At 71.1% G+C, this 16,539-nt stretch carries 14 protein-coding genes; 7 read left to right on the top strand and 7 right to left on the bottom strand.

The features are described from left to right. Nucleotides 1-151: 151 nt before the first annotated feature. The 4 genes from EDD30_RS14125 to mca form a co-directional block, all read right to left on the bottom strand. Nucleotides 152-2,239 carry a thioredoxin domain-containing protein gene (locus tag EDD30_RS14125; protein WP_071804321.1) on the bottom strand — a complete coding sequence of 696 codons (2,088 nt, stop codon included), beginning with the start codon at nt 2,237-2,239 and terminating at the stop codon, nt 152-154. Between the two features lie 35 nt (nt 2,240-2,274). Next, nucleotides 2,275-4,752 carry a putative bifunctional diguanylate cyclase/phosphodiesterase gene (locus EDD30_RS14130; protein WP_123678282.1) on the bottom strand — a complete coding sequence of 826 codons (2,478 nt, stop codon included), beginning with the start codon at nt 4,750-4,752 and terminating at the stop codon, nt 2,275-2,277. 412 nt (nt 4,753-5,164) lie between these two features. Further along, nucleotides 5,165-5,458, bottom strand: a complete 294-nt coding sequence (locus tag EDD30_RS14135) for a hypothetical protein (protein WP_071804359.1) — start codon at nt 5,456-5,458, stop codon at nt 5,165-5,167. A gap of 407 nt (nt 5,459-5,865) precedes the next feature. Further along, nucleotides 5,866-6,747: a mycothiol conjugate amidase Mca gene (gene mca / locus EDD30_RS14140; RefSeq protein ID WP_071804322.1), complete on the bottom strand. Its 882-nt coding sequence runs from the start codon at nt 6,745-6,747 to the stop codon at nt 5,866-5,868. 111 nt (nt 6,748-6,858) lie between these two features. Here mca and EDD30_RS14145 point away from each other — a divergent pair, with 111 nt between their 5' ends. Both EDD30_RS14145 and greA read left to right on the top strand, forming a co-directional pair. After that, a complete protein-coding gene (locus tag EDD30_RS14145) occupies nt 6,859-7,278 on the top strand; it encodes a DUF4307 domain-containing protein (protein WP_071804323.1) in 420 nt (139 codons plus the stop codon). 295 nt (nt 7,279-7,573) lie between these two features. Further along, nucleotides 7,574-8,068 (top strand): transcription elongation factor GreA, encoded by a 495-nt coding sequence (gene greA / locus EDD30_RS14150; RefSeq protein WP_071804324.1) that lies wholly within the window; start codon nt 7,574-7,576, stop codon nt 8,066-8,068. A gap of 306 nt (nt 8,069-8,374) precedes the next feature. Here the strand turns inward: greA and ilvA are convergent, their stop codons facing one another. The 3 genes from ilvA to EDD30_RS14165 are packed head-to-tail and all read right to left on the bottom strand — an operon-like array spanning nt 8,375 to nt 12,181. Then, nucleotides 8,375-9,598 carry a threonine ammonia-lyase gene (ilvA, locus tag EDD30_RS14155; RefSeq protein WP_071804325.1) on the bottom strand — a complete coding sequence of 408 codons (1,224 nt, stop codon included), beginning with the start codon at nt 9,596-9,598 and terminating at the stop codon, nt 8,375-8,377. A 36-nt stretch (nt 9,599-9,634) separates the two neighbouring features. Next, nucleotides 9,635-11,002 carry an amidase gene (locus EDD30_RS14160; protein ID WP_071804326.1) on the bottom strand — a complete coding sequence of 456 codons (1,368 nt, stop codon included), beginning with the start codon at nt 11,000-11,002 and terminating at the stop codon, nt 9,635-9,637. Between the two features lie 27 nt (nt 11,003-11,029). Beyond that, on the bottom strand, nt 11,030-12,181 hold the full coding sequence (locus EDD30_RS14165; RefSeq protein WP_071804327.1) for a cystathionine gamma-synthase: 1,152 nt from the start codon (nt 12,179-12,181) through the stop codon (nt 11,030-11,032). 24 nt (nt 12,182-12,205) lie between these two features. On the opposite strand from EDD30_RS14165, the gene EDD30_RS14170 reads away from it, so the two are divergent. The 5 genes from EDD30_RS14170 (at nt 12,206) to ppk2 (ending at nt 16,434) form a co-directional block, all read left to right on the top strand. Further along, nucleotides 12,206-12,619, top strand: coding sequence for an HIT family protein (locus tag EDD30_RS14170; protein ID WP_071804328.1), 414 nt, complete (start codon nt 12,206-12,208; stop codon nt 12,617-12,619). 48 nt (nt 12,620-12,667) lie between these two features. Next, entirely contained in the window at nt 12,668-13,327 is a 660-nt protein-coding gene (msrA, locus tag EDD30_RS14175; protein WP_071804360.1) for a peptide-methionine (S)-S-oxide reductase MsrA, read from the top strand. A 149-nt stretch (nt 13,328-13,476) separates the two neighbouring features. Further along, entirely contained in the window at nt 13,477-13,794 is a 318-nt protein-coding gene (locus EDD30_RS14180) for a hypothetical protein (RefSeq protein WP_071804329.1), read from the top strand. Nucleotides 13,795-13,924: 130 nt separating this feature from the next. Continuing rightward, entirely contained in the window at nt 13,925-15,352 is a 1,428-nt protein-coding gene (locus tag EDD30_RS14185; protein ID WP_071804330.1) for a CYTH and CHAD domain-containing protein, read from the top strand. Nucleotides 15,353-15,393: 41 nt separating this feature from the next. Further along, the gene (gene ppk2, locus EDD30_RS14190) at nt 15,394-16,434 is read left to right on the top strand and encodes a polyphosphate kinase 2 (protein WP_084556249.1); all 1,041 of its coding nucleotides are present in this window, start codon (nt 15,394-15,396) and stop codon (nt 16,432-16,434) included. Nucleotides 16,435-16,539: the final 105 nt, after the last annotated feature.

Below are 16,539 nucleotides of genomic sequence, written 5' to 3' on the forward strand. Positions count from 1 at the left end.
ACGCCGCGACGTCGACAGGCACAGACCGCCCTCCTTCTGCACCCCGAGGGGTTCCCCGCCAGGGGCGAGCGGCACGTCGGAGAAGTGCGCGCCGAGACGTCGCGTACGCGCCGGTCAGAGCAGCGGCCGGACGCGCGTCCGGAGCTTCGGGTCAGGTTGTCAGGCGGGCCTGGAGCTCCGCCGGGGTTGTCGCGGGTCGGTCGCAGACGAAGCCTCGGCACACGTAGGCCGTCGGGCGGCCGTCGGTCAGGGGGCGGTTCGCAAGGAGTGGGACGTCCGGCTTGTCCGGTGGGCCCGCGACGATCACCGTTCCCGGTGGGGCGTGGCGGTGGGCCGCGGCCAGGAGAGGGTCGTCCGGGTTCTCGGTGGCGATGGCGATCTCGTACGGGCCTGCCAGCACCGCCTCGGCCACCGTCGCCGAGTAGCCGGCGAAGCGGGGATGGCTGCCGATCAGGGGCCCGACCGTCTCGAGCGCCGCGTCCGCCGCCTCGCGGTAGCGCATGTCGCCCGTCAGGGCCGAGTACGCCACGAGGCCCGCGCAGATGGCCGCGAGGCCCGACGGCGTGGCGTTGTCCGTGGGGTCGGCCGGTCGGGTCACCAGCCGCTCGGCGTCGTCGGCCGTGTCGTAGAAGCCGCCCTGGCCGGTGCCGAAGTGGGCCAGCGCCACGTCCAGGAGCCGGCCGGCCGATGCGAGCCAGCGGCCGTCTCCCGTGAGCTGGTGCACCGCGCAGAATGCCTCCGCCACGGCGCCGTAGTCCTCGAGCACGCCGGCTGGATCTCCGACGAGACCGTCGCGCGAGACGCGGCGCAGGCGGCCGTCGACGATGTGCCGGCCGGCCAGCACGTCGGCGAGGGCCACGGCCGCCGCGCGGGACGTGGGCGAGCCGAGGAGCGCGGCGTGCTCCACCAGCGCCGTGATGGCGAGCCCGTTCCACGACGCCACGACCTTGTCGTCCCGGGCCGGTTGGGGTCGCGCGGCCCGGGCGGCAAGAAGCCGGCCGCGCACATCCCGCCACCGAGCCACGACCTCGGCAGCAGCGTCATCGTCCCGGCCGCGCACGCCACCAACACCACCGGCATCCCCGCCGCGCACGCCACCGACGCCGGCTGCGTCCGGATCAAGCGCGTCGGGGAGGCCGTCGATGTCGCGGGCCAGGATCAGCACGCTGCTGCCGTGCTCGAAGGTGCCCTCGGCGGTGACGCGGAAGAGATCGGCCGCCCACCGCCCGTCCTCTTCGCCCAGCGCCTCTGTGAGCTGCGCCGGCGTCCACGCGTACGTGAGGCCCTCGACGCCGTCGGTGTCCGCGTCCAGCGCCGAGGCCAGGCCGCCGGCGGGTGTGGCGAGGTCTCGCAGGAGGAACTCGGCCGTCTCGTCCGCGATGCGGCGGGCGAGCGGGTCGCTCGTCAGCCGCCACAACTGGGTGTAGACGCGAAGCAGGAGGGCGTTGTCGTACAGCATCTTCTCGAAGTGCGGCACCGTCCAGGTGGTGTCGACGGCGTAGCGGGCGAAGCCGCCCGCCAATTGGTCGTATATGCCACCCCGGGCCATCCGCTCCGCCGTGTGGCGGACGATCTCCAGGTCCTCGGCGGCGCCGGTGCGCTGGTGGCGGCGCAGCAGGAACAGCAGGTTCATGTGCGGCGGAAACTTGGGGGCGCCGCCGAAGCCGCCGTTTTCCTGGTCGTGGTCCTTGGCGAGCCGGACCGCCGCGGCGTCGAGCAGGGACGCCGAGATCGGGGTGGTCGGGCCGCCGACCATTTGGGCGCCGCCGATCGCCTGGACCACCGCCGAGCCCTGCTTGACGACGTCGTCGCGCTGGTCGCGCCACGCGGTGGCCACGGAATCGAGCAGGCGGGAGAAGGCGGCCCGGGGGTAGTAGGTGCCGCAGAAGAACGGCTCGCCCTCCGGAGTGGCGAACACCGTCATCGGCCAGCCGCCCTGCCCGGTCATGGCCTGCGTCGCGGTCATGTAGACCGCGTCGACGTCGGGGCGCTCCTCACGGTCCACCTTGATCGCCACGAAGGCGGCGTTGACCTGGCGGGCGATCTCCTCGTCCTCGAAGGACTCGTGCGCCATCACGTGACACCAGTGGCAGGCGGCATACCCGACGGAGATGAGCACCGGCACGTCCCGCCGGCGGGCCTCCTCGAACGCCTCCGCCGACCAGGGCCACCAGTCGACGGGGTTGCCGGCGTGCTGGAGCAGGTAGGGCGAGGTCGCGGTCGCCAGACGGTTGGCCATGGCTCCAACCTAGTCCGGCCGCACGCGGAAGAACCTTACGAAGCGCCGTCGGCTCGCAGCGGCACGATCTTGGCAGGCGCGGCGTCGGCGAGATGCACCAGCGCCGGGACGATCTTGTCGACGGGAAGTGGACGGCTGAAGTGATAGCCCTGTGCCGCCGTACAACCGAGGGCGAGCAGGGCCGCGCGCTGCTCCGCGGTCTCCACGCCCTCGGCGACGACCCTGGCGCCCAGCCGGGCGCCCAGCTCGACCGCCCCGCGGACGACGGCCGCCGCGGCGGGCGAGTCGGTCATCTCGGTGACGAAGGAGCGGTCCACCTTGAGCTCGTCGACCCGGACCCGGGTGACGAAGGCGAGCGAGGAGAAGCCGGTGCCGAAGTCGTCGACCGAGATCTGCACCTGCATCTCCCGCAGCGCGGCCAGCACCTCGTCCACGACGCCCTGGTCGCTGACCGCCACCGACTCGGTGATCTCGAGCACCAGCCGCCCCGGCACCATGCGGTGCCGGCGCAGGGCGTCGGCCACCTGCGCCGGGAAGGTCGCGTCGAGCAGGCTGCGGGCCGAGACGTTGACGGAGACGGGTACGTCGACGCCCGCCGCCGCCCACGCCGCGGCCGCCTCGAGGGCGCGGTCCAGAACATAGCGGGTGAACGGGGCGAGGAGCTCGCCGACTTCCACGGTCTCCACGAAGACGGCGGGCGTCAGCAGGCCACGGCGCGGATGGTTCCAGCGGATCAGTGCTTCCACGCCGGTCGGTGCGCCGGTGTCGAGGTCGACCTCGGGCTGCAGCATGAGGATGAGCTGGTCCTTCGCGATGAGCGCGTCGTGCAGCTCGGCGGGGAGAGCGAGGTGGTCGGTGCTGCTGGCGTCGCGGGCGCTGTCATAGGCGGCGACGCCGACGTGCAGCTCCTTCGCCTGCTCCAGCGCAATGCTCGCCCGGCGGATCAGCTCGCTGAGATCGGCGTGGCCGGCGCGCTCCACCACGACGCCCACGGCAACGTCGAGGACGAGCCGCACTCCCCCGATCTCGGTGGGCAGGCCGAGGCTGTCGACGATCTCCCTGGCCCGCCGGACGGCCTGCGGCAGCGGGCTGGGCGCCCCGCGCAGGGACGTCGCGGAGTCGGTGAGGGTCGCGACGGCGGGTAGCAGCAGGGCGAACTCGTCGTCACCGAGGCGCGCCACGAGCTCCCCCTTGCGGGCGAGATCGGTCAAGCGTACGGCGACCGTACGCAAGACGTCGTCGCCTGCCCCGTGACCGAGCGTGCCGTTGATCTCCCGGAAGTTGTTGAGATCGAGCAGCAGGACCGCGACGGCCTGGTCGCGGTGCAACGACCGGAGCAGCTCCTCGCCGTCGGCGAGCAGCGCCCGGCGATTGGCGAGACCGGTCAGTTGATCGTGGACACCGTCGTGCGCGACCCGGGCGTCGAGCAGGGCGAGCCGCTCCCGCGTCGCCGCATCATGCAGCGCGCCCGCCAACACGTCGGCGTACGCGGAAACAGCCAGCTCATCGCGGGCAGCGGGCATGGTCGGCTCGGCCAGCCAGACGGTGAGCTCGCCGACCGTCGTGCCCCCGACCGCCATGGTCCGGCTGATGACCGGTCCCGGAGCCGCACCCGGCACCGCATCGGGCAGGGCGTCGCCAAGATACCGCCGGTCGCCGCGTCCGGATTCGCTGTCCACCGGCGCGGGCGGCAGCGAAACCTCGATCTCCGCACGCCGTGCACCGAAGACGTCCAGCGCGCCCCGCAACCCGGCCTCGGCCACCGCCGCCTCCGTCGGGCCGCCGAGCGTACGGGTAGCCCGCGCGAACGCCTCCCACACCCGGCGCTCCTCCTCGGCGCGAAGGTGATATCGGTAGGTTCGCTGCAGCAGCCACAGCACGGGCGCCAGGGCGAGGAGCCACAGCGGCTCGTTGACCAGGGCATACAGCGCCGAGAGTCCGACCAGGACGTTGCCGACGAACATCGGCAGCTTGGCGTGCAGCGCCCGCGCGACGATCTGCGCGGGCGTCGCGTCCCGATGCACCGACAGCGTCAGCACGGCCAGGCCGAGGGTGATGGCAAGGTAGGTCGCGGCGCCGGCGATCAGACCGAGGTGCGCACGGGTGCCGCTCATGGACCCACCCGTGATCGCGTACGCGACCCAGATCGCACCGCTCGTCCCCAGGGCGAGGCAGGCGGCGAGATGAAGCACGTCGGCGACCGCCCGCTGGCCGTTGAGCCAGGTGATGAGCAACCACGCGGCGGCGGCACCGACGAGGGTGGCGGCGGGCAGCCATCCGGGCGGCGCCAGCGCGAAGCCGAGGACGAACGCGGTCTCGCCCCAGGAGACGCTGACGGTTCCCCGCCCCACCCGCACCCGCAGTTGTGCCAGTTGCGCCAGTCCGACGAGGGCTATGGCAGACGCGACGCCCACCGCCGACGGATGCGCCAGGGCCAGCGGTCGTTCCCACGGAAGTAACGCCGCGAGAACGGCGAGGACCACGGCGACGCCGACCACACCACCGGTCAGCATCCGTACGCCGACAGTGCGCCGGACAACCGCAGAGAACCGATCACCGGCATCCCGGTGGACCGAGGAGGAAACAGCCGACGATGAGGTCATGCCACCACCCGGCCGATCCGGTGTGGAGGTGGGAGCCGCAAGGGCCGACCGTGCTCGGGGTGGCACCGCAGAGCGCTGACCAGCGGCACAGGAGGATGCACGTGCATCTGCAGTGGAGGAAGCGGGGGGCGGATGATGGTCACCGACTGCCCCCTTTCCGCGCAGGGTCGAGGGACATCAAAGCCCCCCGGCGGAAGGCTAAGCCAATCCGGCGGAACGCAACAGGGGTTGACGGAGAAGCATTGTCGAAGGCCGAATCGATGCAGCTCGCCGATGCCGCAGGTCAGGGCGCCTTGACACAGTGGACCGCAGCCGTGAGTAACTAGGCGCGTTCGCCCCGATCAAGGTCATCCGCCGAGGTCCGCCCGGACGCCGGGCGCTTGACCTCACCGTCCGCAACATCGTCATCCACAGTGGAGCCTCCGGCGCCGCCGGAGGCCGATCCGGGAGCGACCTCACTGCGAGCGAGATCGGCATCCAGCCGGGCGACCTCCGCCTGCCGCGCCACATCTCTCTCGTCGGGAAAACTGTCGGGAAGCCGACGCAACCGCTTGTTCATATTGCGGATCAGCAGGACGGTCGCCACCGACAACAACACGATGATGAAGAGGCCCATCGGCCCAGCCAGGCCACCGGACCGGGTGTCCCCGAAGTTGTTGACCGCCACGACAAAGTTCACCCCATAACGGTACGCCCTCCGCCGCCTGGCGTCCCCTCGGGCTCCCGCAGATCATGGCGGCCCGCCGTGGGTCCGACAAGTCCGGACACCGGGCGCATCTCCCCCGCCGCGCGAGACCCACACCACGCCACCCGCCGATAAGCATGACAAAGTCACGACCAGGTCACGGAGACCGTCGAACCGTGAGGAACCGACGCGGGACGCCCCAGAACCGCGGAAGGCAGCCCCGGCCGCGGGAGGCGGCCGCGGAACGCCCGACGGACCCCCGGAGGCAGCCCCGGCCGCGGAACGCCCGACTGACCCCGGGAGACAGCCCGGCCGCGGGATTCGACGACGGCTCCCCGTCAGTGGATCTCGGCCGACTCCCGGATCCCCGCGAACAGGTCCGACTCCGGCGCCGGGCTGTCGACCAGCGACCGCGCCAACTCGAAGTCCTCCGTCGGCCACACCTTCTGCTGCAGCTCCAGCGGCACGTGGAACCAGAACCCGTCCGGGTCCACCTGCGTGGCGTGGGCACGCAGCGCGTTGTCGCGAATCTCGAAGTACTCTCCGCACTCCACCCGCGTGGTGATCTTGTCGCCGCGGTCCGGGCGGCCCTCCGCCTTCTCGAGCCACTCGGCGTAGGGCGACTCCAGGCCGGCGGCGAGCATGCCCTCGTGCAGCGCGAGCATCCGCGCCCGGCTCCAGCCGGCGTTGTAGTAGAGCTTCAGCGGCTGCCAAGGCTCGCCGAGCTCGGGATACTTCTCCGGATCACCGGCCGCCTCGAACGCCACGACCGAGATCTTGTGGCACATGATGTGGTCCGGGTGCGGGTATCCGCCGTTCTCGTCATACGTCGTCATCACGTGCGGCTTGAACTCGCGAATGAGCTTGACCAGCGGCTTCGCACCCTCGACCGGGTCGACGAGGCCGAAGCAGCCGTCCGGCAGCGGCGGAAGGGGATCGCCCTCGGGCAGCCCCGAGTCCACGAAGCCCAGCCACGCCTGCTTGACGCCGAGGATCTCGCGCGCGCGGTCCATCTCCCGGCGGCGGATGTTGGTGATGTCGGCCAGCACCTCGGGACGGTCCATCTTCGGGTTGAGCACACTGCCGCGCTCCCCGCCCGTACACGTGGCGACCAGCACGTCGACACCCTCGGCGACATAGCGGGCCATGGCGGCCGCGCCCTTGCTGGACTCGTCGTCGGGGTGCGCGTGCACCGTCATCAGACGCAACTGCTCAGCCACTGATATCTCCCTCGACCGGACCTGTTGTCGCAGGCCCCGGCTCCGGCTGCGAAGATGGACACGGCCATTCTGGCCGATGGCACCGACACTTTTCGCAGGAGAGGCCCCCTGGTGAGCGAGACGCGCGCCACAGCGCCGGTATTCCCGCCGGGTCGTTATGGCCGGCGCCGCGACGGTCGACGCCGCCTGCTCGTACCCGTGATCTTCGCCGTGGTGGTCGCGGTCACGGCGGCGACCCTGGCCGTCCGCCTCTACCAGCAATACGGCAACCCGCACTACGACGCCCAGATCGTCCGATGGACCGGGGCGACAGAAACCCAGATAACCATCGATTTCACCGTACGGGTGCCAGCAGGCGGCGCGGCAGCCTGCGATCTACGGGCGCGTGACTATGCGGGCAATCAGGTCGGAATCCGGACAGTGACCGTACGAGCGGCCGCCGGCGGCAGCACGATCGAGGCATCGGAGGTCGTGCCCACCACCGCCAAGGCCTTCGTGGGCGAGGTCCTCCGCTGCCGCGCAGCCGCCTGAATTCGCCGCCCACCGCGACGAAACGGCTGTTCGGCGAGCTGAGGAAGCCGCGCCCGCGGCGAGAAGGCCTCGACGGCATCGGCCGGATCGGCGCCACGGCCGGTCGAAACTGTCGGACCCGCACGCTACAAAGGCAGGAACCACCCGGCACCCGCCGGTGGGGTCCCGCGCCGCCACGATCCGCTCGCGGATCTCCCGTTCACCGTGCGTTATCGAGCGAACCGGCCGCAGGCACACCGCTGGTAAGCTAGGTGATTCGCTCCGTACGCCTGTCCCGCCCCAAGGAGAAGAGTCTGTGACCAGTTCAGAAGCGTCGAAGACCTGGCTCTCCCAGGACGCTTACGACCGGCTGCAGGCCGAGCTCGACGAGTTGATCGCAGCCCGGCCGGCCATCGCCGCCGAGATCAACGCCCGCCGCGAGGAGGGCGACCTGCGGGAGAACGGCGGCTACCACGCCGCCCGTGAGGAGCAAGGCAAGCAGGAAGGCCGGATCCTCTATTTGAAGGAGTTCCTGCGCAACGCCGAGGTCGGCGAGGCACCGACGGCCGACAAGGTCGCTCCGGGCATGGTCGTGACGATCTACTTCGACGAGGACAAGACCGACACGGAGAAGTTCCTGCTCGGCTCCCGCGAGATCGCCTCGACGACCGACCTGACGGTGTACAGCCCGGAATCCGCCCTCGGCGTGGCGATCCTCGACGCGACCAAGGGCCAGACCGTGACCTACACGGCCCCCAGCGGCGCGGACATCAAGGTCACCATCGTCGACTTCTCACCCTTCGGCGCCTGACCGGCCCGATAGAAACACCACGCGACCGTGCGGGCGCGGGGAAGATCCCACGCGCCCGCACGCCGCCGTCATCCCACCAGCGAGGCATGCACGCGACCGCTGCTGCTGCCACGATCAGCAGCAGCGCCACGGACGGTCGACACGGCGGTGGCGAATCGGGGACAGGATGTGATCACGGCTCGAGGGGTTTGCCGAGCCAGGAACCGTCGCATCCGGCGAGCTCCTCGAGCACCCTCCGCATCCCGCCCCGCCCCCGCCGCCCGGAAAGACGGCGAACGGCGGGGAGCGACCGGAGAAAGCCGGGCTTCAGGGGGTTCCGGAAAGCAGGGTGATCGCGTAGCCGGAATTGCGCAGGGCCCCGATCAGCGTCGTCGAGTGGTCCGGGCCGCGGGTCTCCACCGAGAGCTGCACCTCCACCTGGCCGAAACTCAGCCGGGGATTGTGGCGGGAGTGCAGCACGTCGACGATGTTCGCGCGATGCTCGGCGATCTGGGTCAGCAGTCGCGCGAGTTCGCCCGGCTGGTCGCCCGTCTGCACCGACAGGCGCAGGAAGCGGCCCGCCGAGGCCAGGCCGTGCTCGATCACGCGCATGAGGAGCATTGGGTCGATGTTGCCGCCGGAGAGGATCGCCACCACCGGCGGTTCGAGGTCGACCTTGCCGGCGAGCAGGGCCGCTACCGCCGCGCCGCCCGCCGGTTCCACCACCATCTTGTGGCGTTCCAGCATCAGGAGCAGCGCCGCCGAGAGGTCCTCGTCAGTCACCGTGACGACGTCGTCGACCAGGTCGTTCACGTGGGCGAAGGTGAGGTCGCCCGGGCGCATCACCGCGATGCCGTCCGCGATGGTCGCCAGCGAGGTCAGGGTCACCGGGGATCCCGCCGCCAGCGAGGGCGGGTACGCGGCCGCGCCGGCCGCCTGGACGCCGATGATCCGTACGTCCGGCTTCAGCGCCTTGGCCGCCACCGCGACGCCCGAGATGAGGCCGCCGCCGCCGACCGCCGTGACGATCGTGCCGACGTCCGGGCGCTGGTCGAGGATCTCCAGGCCCACCGTGCCCTGGCCGGCGATGACGTCCCGGTGGTCGAAGGGGTGGATGAGGACCGCGCCGGTCTGCTCGGCGAAGGCGCGGGCCGCGCTCAGCGCGTCGTCGACGGTGATGCCCGCGTACTCGATCGAGGCGCCGTACCCCTTCGTCGCCGAGACCTTGGGCAGCGGGGCGTTCTGGGGCATGAAGACCGTCGACTTGGCGCCGAGCAGGCCGGCCGCCAGCGCCACTCCCTGGGCGTGATTGCCGGCGCTCGCGGCAACCACGCCCCGGGCCCGCTCCTCGTCCGACAGGCGCGCGATGCGGGTGTACGCCCCGCGCACCTTGTACGAGCCGGCCCGCTGCTGGTTCTCGCACTTGAGCCAGGCCGGCATGCCCAGCGCGGTCGCCAGGGGCGTCGAGTGCTCCAGCGGTGTGGTCTTGACGATGCCGGTGAGCAGCGCCCGCGCGGCTTCGACGTCGGCGAGCGAAAGCAGGTCACTCATGGCAGAGATCGTGCCACAGCGACGAACACGGACGGTTCACACGAACGCGTGCCGGGGCCACGGGTTGGCGACCTCCAGCACACCGGCGATGGACAGCAGCAGCAGCTCGGAATCGGGCGGGCCGACGATCTGCACTCCCACCGGCAGCCCGTCCGGCCGCATGCCGACGGGAACCACGATCGCGGGTAGCCCGGCCATGTTCCACGGCGCGGCGTACGGCGCGTACCGGACGTTGTCCATGATGTTGCGCCGCCACCGGCCGCTCGCGTGACCGCCGGCCGGCGGCGGAGTCGCCGCCAGGGCCGGCGTCAGCAGCACGTCGATGCGGCGTTCCGCGAAGAAGTCGATGCTCTGCGCGCGCCAGGCCTCGCGCTGCTCCTGCCGCACCCAGCCGCGCTTCCAGGCGAACCCGCCGAGCCGGATGTGCCGCCGGGTGCGCGGCTGCAGCACCGCCGGGTCGATGCCCGCCGCCTCCGCATCCCGGTACGCAGCGGCGAACCAGGTCAGCAGTCCCGTCACGCCGAGCACCGTGGAATACCCCGGTTCGGCGGTGACGGTGTCGTGTCCGGCCTGGACGAGGAGCTTCGCCGCGGTCGCCACGGCCTCGCGGTTCGGCTCGTCGGGGCGTACCCCCTGGACCGGCGAGCGCAACGCGACGCCGACCCGCAGCTTGCCCGGCGGGGTGAGCTTGGCCGGCGTGCGCCCGGCGAGCACGTGGAAGCCGAGCGCGGCGTCGCCGACCGTGGTGGCCAGGATGCCGTTCTCGACCAGCCCCATCCAGCCGTCGCGGCCGACGTCGCAAGGGATGACGTCGCGGCCCGGCTTGAGACCGATCAGGCCGCAGCAGGCGGCCGGGATGCGCAGGGAGCCCAGGCCGTCGTTGCCGTGCGCGATCGGCACCAGCCCGGCGGCCACCGCCGCGGCCGAGCCACCGGACGAGCCGCCCGCCGTACGGTCGAGCGCCCAGGGGTTGCGGGTGGCACCGTCCGGCCCGTCGGTGGTGGCCCACAGGCCCAGCTCGGGCATCCGGGTGACGCCTACGACGACCGCGCCGGCGCCGCGCAGCCGACGGACCACCTCGTGGTCCTCCTCGGCCACCGGGGTCCGCGCGGCCGCGGAGCCGTGCCAGGTCGGCAGGCCCGCCACCGGGGTGTTCTCCTTCACCGCGACGGGTACGCCCGCGAGCGGCAGGTTGGCCAGGTCCTCCTGCTCGTCGACCTTCTCCGCCTCGACGATCGCCTCACCGCCACGCACCACGCGGAACGCGGTGAGCGCGGGCTCGGAGATCGCGATCTGCTCGAGGTGGTCGGCGACGACCTGGGTGGCGGTCGTGTCGCCACGGCGCACCGCACGGGAGATCTGCTTCGCCGTGGCACCCACCCATGTGGTCGCCAGGTTGTCCATGGCCCTTCTCCGCTTGTCTGTGGAACCTCAGCCGAGCGCCTGCTCCAAATCGGCGAGCAGATCGTCAACGGTTTCGATGCCGACAGACAGTCGCACGAGATCGGCGGGTACTTCAAGCGGGGAGCCCGCAGCGCTGAGGTGTGTCATCTGCCCCGGGTGCTCGATGAGCGACTCGACGCCGCCGAGCGACTCCGCAAGAACGAACAGTTTCGTCCGGTTACATACCTCGATGGCCTGCTCCATGCCACCCTTGGCGCGGAAGGAGATCATGCCGCCGAAGCGGGTCATCTGCTTGGCCGCGACCTCGTGTCCGGGATGCGACTCCAGCCCCGGGTAGAGGATCTGGCCGACCTTGGCGTGGCCGTCCAGGTACGCGACGATCCGCTCGGCGTTGTCGCAGTGCCGGTCCATCCGTACGCCGAGCGTCTTGATCCCCCGCAGCGTCAGCCACGCGTCGAACGGCCCGTTGACCGCACCCATCGCGTTCTGGTGGAAGGCGAGCTTCTCGCCCAGGTCCTCGTCGGCCGTCACCAGCGCGCCACCCACCACGTCGGAGTGTCCGCCCAGGTACTTGGTCGTGGAGTGGATCACCACGTCGGCGCCGTGGGCGATCGGCTGCTGCAGGTACGGCGACGCGAACGTGTTGTCGACGGCCAGCATCGCGTCGTACTCGTGGGCGAGCCCGGCCAGCGCGGCGATGTCGGCGACGTTGAGCAGCGGGTTGGTGGGCGTCTCGGCCCAGATCATCCGGGTGTGGCCGGGGCGGAACGCCGCCCGGACCGCGTCCAGGTCGTGCAGCGCCACCGCGGTCCAGTCGAGGCCCCAGTTCTCGGCGACCTTGCTGAAGAGCCGGAAGGTGCCGCCGTACGCGTCGTCCGGGATCACCACGTGGTCGCCGGGACGGCACACCGTGCGCAGCAGCGTGTCCTCGGCGGCCAGCCCGCTGGCGAAGGCCAGGCCGCGCCGGCCCCCCTCGATCGCGGCGAGGCATTCCTGCAGGGCGTCGCGGGTCGGGTTGCCCGAGCGGCTGTATTCGTAGCCCAGCCGGGGCGCACCCACGGCGTCCTGGGCATAGGTGCTGGTCTGGTAGATCGGCGGCACCACGGCACCCGTGCGGGGATCCGGGTCCTGCCCGGCGTGGATGGCCAGTGTGTCGAAGCCGTACGCGTTACCCGTCATGAGGGGCAAGGCTAGTCTGCGGCCATGCCCGACTGCCTCTTCTGTGCGATCGTGGCGGGCTCGGTTCCCGCGTTCAAGGTCGTGGATTCGCCGGACGGCGTCGGCTTCCTCGACATCCGGCCCGTCTTCAAGGGGCACGTACTGGTGGTGCCGCGCCCGCACGTGCCCGAGTTGTCCGCGCTCGAGCCGGACCTCCTGCCCGGCTTCTTCGCCCTCGTCCAGCGGGTGGCCGCCGCGGTTCCGGAGGCGACCGGTGCGCGGGGCACGTTCGTCGCGATGAACAACATCGTGTCGCAGTCGGTGCCGCATCTGCACGCCCACGTCGTCCCCCGCACGAAGGGGGACGGACTGCGCGGGTTCTTCTGGCCTCGGCACAAATACGGCTCCGAGGAGGAGGCGGCCTCCTACGCTTCCCGGATAGCCGGCGTCCTCGGGTAAGGATCTTCGGCGGGACGGCGTTACACCGACCGGATGAAGGGAGACACCGTGTTCCTGCGACACAAGAAGCTCGAGCTGCCCACCCCCGACCAGGCTCTGCCGGGCCGCCTGATCGAGATGCCGGTGGCCGACACGCACACGGTGCTCGGTACGCCGCTGAAGGGTCCGTGGCCGGCCGGCTTCGAGACCGCCGTGTTCGGCATGGGCTGTTTCTGGGGCGCCGAGCGCATCTTCTGGCGCCTGCCGGGCGTGCACTCGACGTCGGTCGGGTACGCGGGCGGCACCACCAGGAACCCGACGTACGAGGAGACCTGCTCGGGCGGGACCGGGCACGCCGAGGTCGTCCAGGTCGTCCACGACCCGTCGAAGATCAGCTACGAGGACCTGTTGAAGGCGTTCTGGGAGAACCACGACCCGACCCAGGGCATGCGGCAGGGCAACGACGTGGGAACCCAGTACCGCTCGGCGATCTACACGACGACGCCGGAGCAGGCCCGGATCGCCCGGGAGTCGCTGGAGGCCTTTCAGCCGGTGGTAACGGCGGCGGGCCACGGCACGATCACGACCGAGATCAAGCCGCTGGACGCCTACTACTACGCCGAGGACTACCACCAGCAGTACCTGTCCGACAGCAAGAACCCGGGCGGCTACTGCACCCACGGCCCGAACGGCATGACCTGCCCGGTCGGCGTCGCGCGTTCCGCCTGACCTACGTTCCAGCAGGGAATTTGCGGCCGTCGCCGGAGTTTGGGGCGGCGGCCGTAACCCGTGCGGGTGGAAAAGATCGACAACCGCCGAAGGCGTCTCACACACTGAATGGACCGACAATTCGGGAGGTAGCCCTCGGGAGGTGTCCCATGTTCAACAACGAGGAGGAACGCGCCGCGTGGGTTCTCGCCGAATCCCTCATCGAGAAGGCGCGGGCCATGATGCGGCAGGCCGAGAGCGCCCTGGAGACGTGGCGGATCGGCAAGGAGATGACCCGGCTGCGGTGCGCGCGACGCGGGATCAGCGAGTCCGACGCTGAGATCCGGTGGTCGGAGACGGCGAACGCGAAGAACGCTTTGACCGACAACAGTTTCCACGTGTCGCTGGCGACGATGTACTACAACGCCGCCGCCGCGCACTATTCGCGGGCGCACTACCTGCGTAGCCGCGGCGAGGCCCGGGTCTGAGCGACGCCTGGCCCAGAGAGCCCGACACCCGCACGGGGGAGCGGGCGCCGAGCCCTCCGGAGTCTGCGGCAAGCGTGCATCGCATTCCTGTGAGGTCGCTGTGACGCCGTAATTCCGCCAGACTTGACCGATGCAGACCGCGACGGAGTCCGAACGCAAGTACGACGTGCCCGCCGGATTCGCCCTGCCCCCGCTCTCCGGCGCGGGCGGCGTGAGCGCCAGCGGCGAGCCCGCGACGCACGAGCTCGACGCCACGTACTTCGACACCGAGGATCTGCGGCTGGCCCGCAACAAACGCACCCTGCGGCGGCGCACCGGCGGCACGGACGCCGGGTGGCATCTCAAGACGCCCGGCGAGGGCTCCAGCCGCACCGAGTACCGGCTTCCCCTGACCGGCGACGACGCCGTCCCGGCCGAACTGGTCGCGGAGGTGCGCACCATCGTGCGGACCCGTCCGCTGCGGCCGGTGGCCACGCTGCGGACCCGGCGGGTCGAGACGCCGCTGTGCGACGCCGACGGCCGTACGCTCGCGCTGATCGCGCAGGACGAGGTCGACGCGGAGACCGGTAACGGCCAGCAACGCTGGCAGGAGATCGAGGTCGAGCTGGTCGACGGCGGACCCGAGCTGCTCGACGCGGTGGAGGGCCTGCTGCGCGCGGCCGGCGCCACTCCCGCGGCCGGGCCGTCCAAGCTGGCCCGGGCGCTCGGCGACCGGCTCCGCGCGCCGCAGCCCGGCAAGGCCCCGAAGACCGACCCCGTCCTCGGGTATGCGCGCGAGCAGCGCGACGCCATCGAGGCCCACGACGCGGCGGTCCGGGCCGGCGACGCCGACGGCGTGCACAAGATGCGCGTGGGCACCCGGCGCCTGCGCAGCACACTGAAGACCTTCAAGTCCTCCTTCGACCCGGAGCGCGCGGAGTTCCTCAAGGACGAGCTGAAGTGGCTCGCGGACTGCCTCGGTGACGTCCGCGACGGCCAGGTGCTGCAGCACAAGCTCGCCGCGGCGTCCGAGGGCTTCCCCGACGTGGCCGCCCGGATCCGCGAGAAGTTGGAGGCCGACGTCTCGCGCGGGCGACAGGCGCTGGTCGAGGCCCTGAACAGCGACCGTTACCTGGCCCTGCTCGACGCGATGGACGCCCTGATCGACGAGGCCCGCCCGGACGCCGGGAACGCACCCCGCCGCGTCCGCAAGGTGCTGCACCGGGCCGACGCGCTGCTCGACACGGCCGTCGGCGACGGCGTCGACGCGGAGCTGCACGATGCCCGCAAGAAGTACAAGCAGGCACGGTACGCCGTCGAGGTCTTCGCGCCCGCCGCCGGCAAGCCGGGGAAGAAGCTGGTCTCGGCGCTCACCTCGCTGCAGGACGTCCTCGGCGCGCACCAGGACTCCGTCGTGGCCCGCGAGCTGCTGCGGGACGTGGCGCGGACGGCGCCGGACGCGTTCGAGTACGGCGTCCTGTACGCGCGCCAGGAGCGGATCGGCGAGGAGACGTTCCACGAACTGCCCGCGGTGATCAAGAGCTCGCGGAGGGGGAAGCTGCGGCGCTGGCTCGGCTGAGCGCGTTGGGACCCGCCCGCGGCGGGGTATGAAACCTGTTCATGCAGGCCGAGGAACAACAGTCCCAAGACGACCAGCAGCCCCGGACCGACCGGAAGGCTCTGGACGACCAGGAGCCCCAGGACGACGAGTCCCACGACGACCAGCAGGCCGAGGACGACGTGCGGACCGCTCCGTACCAGGGGCCGGTCAGCGAGCTGGACGGCTACCGGGTCGCCGACGACGATGACGACGACCCGGTGCTGCTCACGGCCGACGGCAACCCGGTGGACACGTGGCGCGAGGACTACCCGTACCACTCCCGGCTCGCCCGGCCGGAGTACGACCACGACAAGCGCCTGCTGCAGATCGAGCTGCTCAAGCTCCAGAACTGGTGCAAGGCCACCGGTGAGCGCCTGGTGATCCTCTTCGAGGGACGCGACGCCGCCGGCAAGGGCGGCACGATCAAACGCTTCATGGAACATCTGAACCCACGCGGCGCGTCCGTGGTGGCGCTGGAGAAGCCGAACGAGCGCGAGAGCACCCAGTGGTACTTCCAGCGCTACATCAAGCACCTGCCGGCGGCCGGCGAGATCGTGCTCTTCGACCGGTCCTGGTACAACCGGGCCGGCGTCGAGCGGGTCATGGGCTTCTGCACCCGCGCCGAGTACCTCGAGTTCATGCGCCAGGCCCCGGACCTGGAGCGGATGCTGGTCCGCTCCGGCATTCACCTGGTCAAGTTCTGGTTCTCCGTCTCCCGCAGCGAGCAGCGCACCCGCTTCGCGATCCGGCAGGTCGACCCCGTACGCCAGTGGAAGCTCTCGAAGATGGACCTCGAGTCGCTGGACAAGTGGGACGACTACACCGAGGCGAAGGAGGCGATGTTCTTCTACACGGACACCGCAGACGCCCCGTGGACCGTCGTGAAGAGCAACGACAAGAAGCGGGCCCGGCTCGAGGCCATGCGGCACGTCCTGCACCGCTTCAAGTACGACGACAAGGACCCGGACGTGGTCGGCGTCCCCGACCCGAAGATCGTCGGCCCGGCATCGCTGGCGGTCGAGGGAACCGAGCTCTCCCCCCGGGTGTTTCCGCGGCTCTGACCGATCAGCGCCGCGACGGCTCCCAGACGTGCTCATGCACGAACCCGGGAATCGAGGTAGGCGACGGCGCCGAACGGTTCGAAGCGCACCGTTCCCTACGCGGTG

Source organism: Couchioplanes caeruleus, from assembly GCF_003751945.1.
In the GTDB taxonomy this organism is placed as follows: Bacteria; Actinomycetota; Actinomycetes; order Mycobacteriales; family Micromonosporaceae; genus Actinoplanes; species Actinoplanes caeruleus.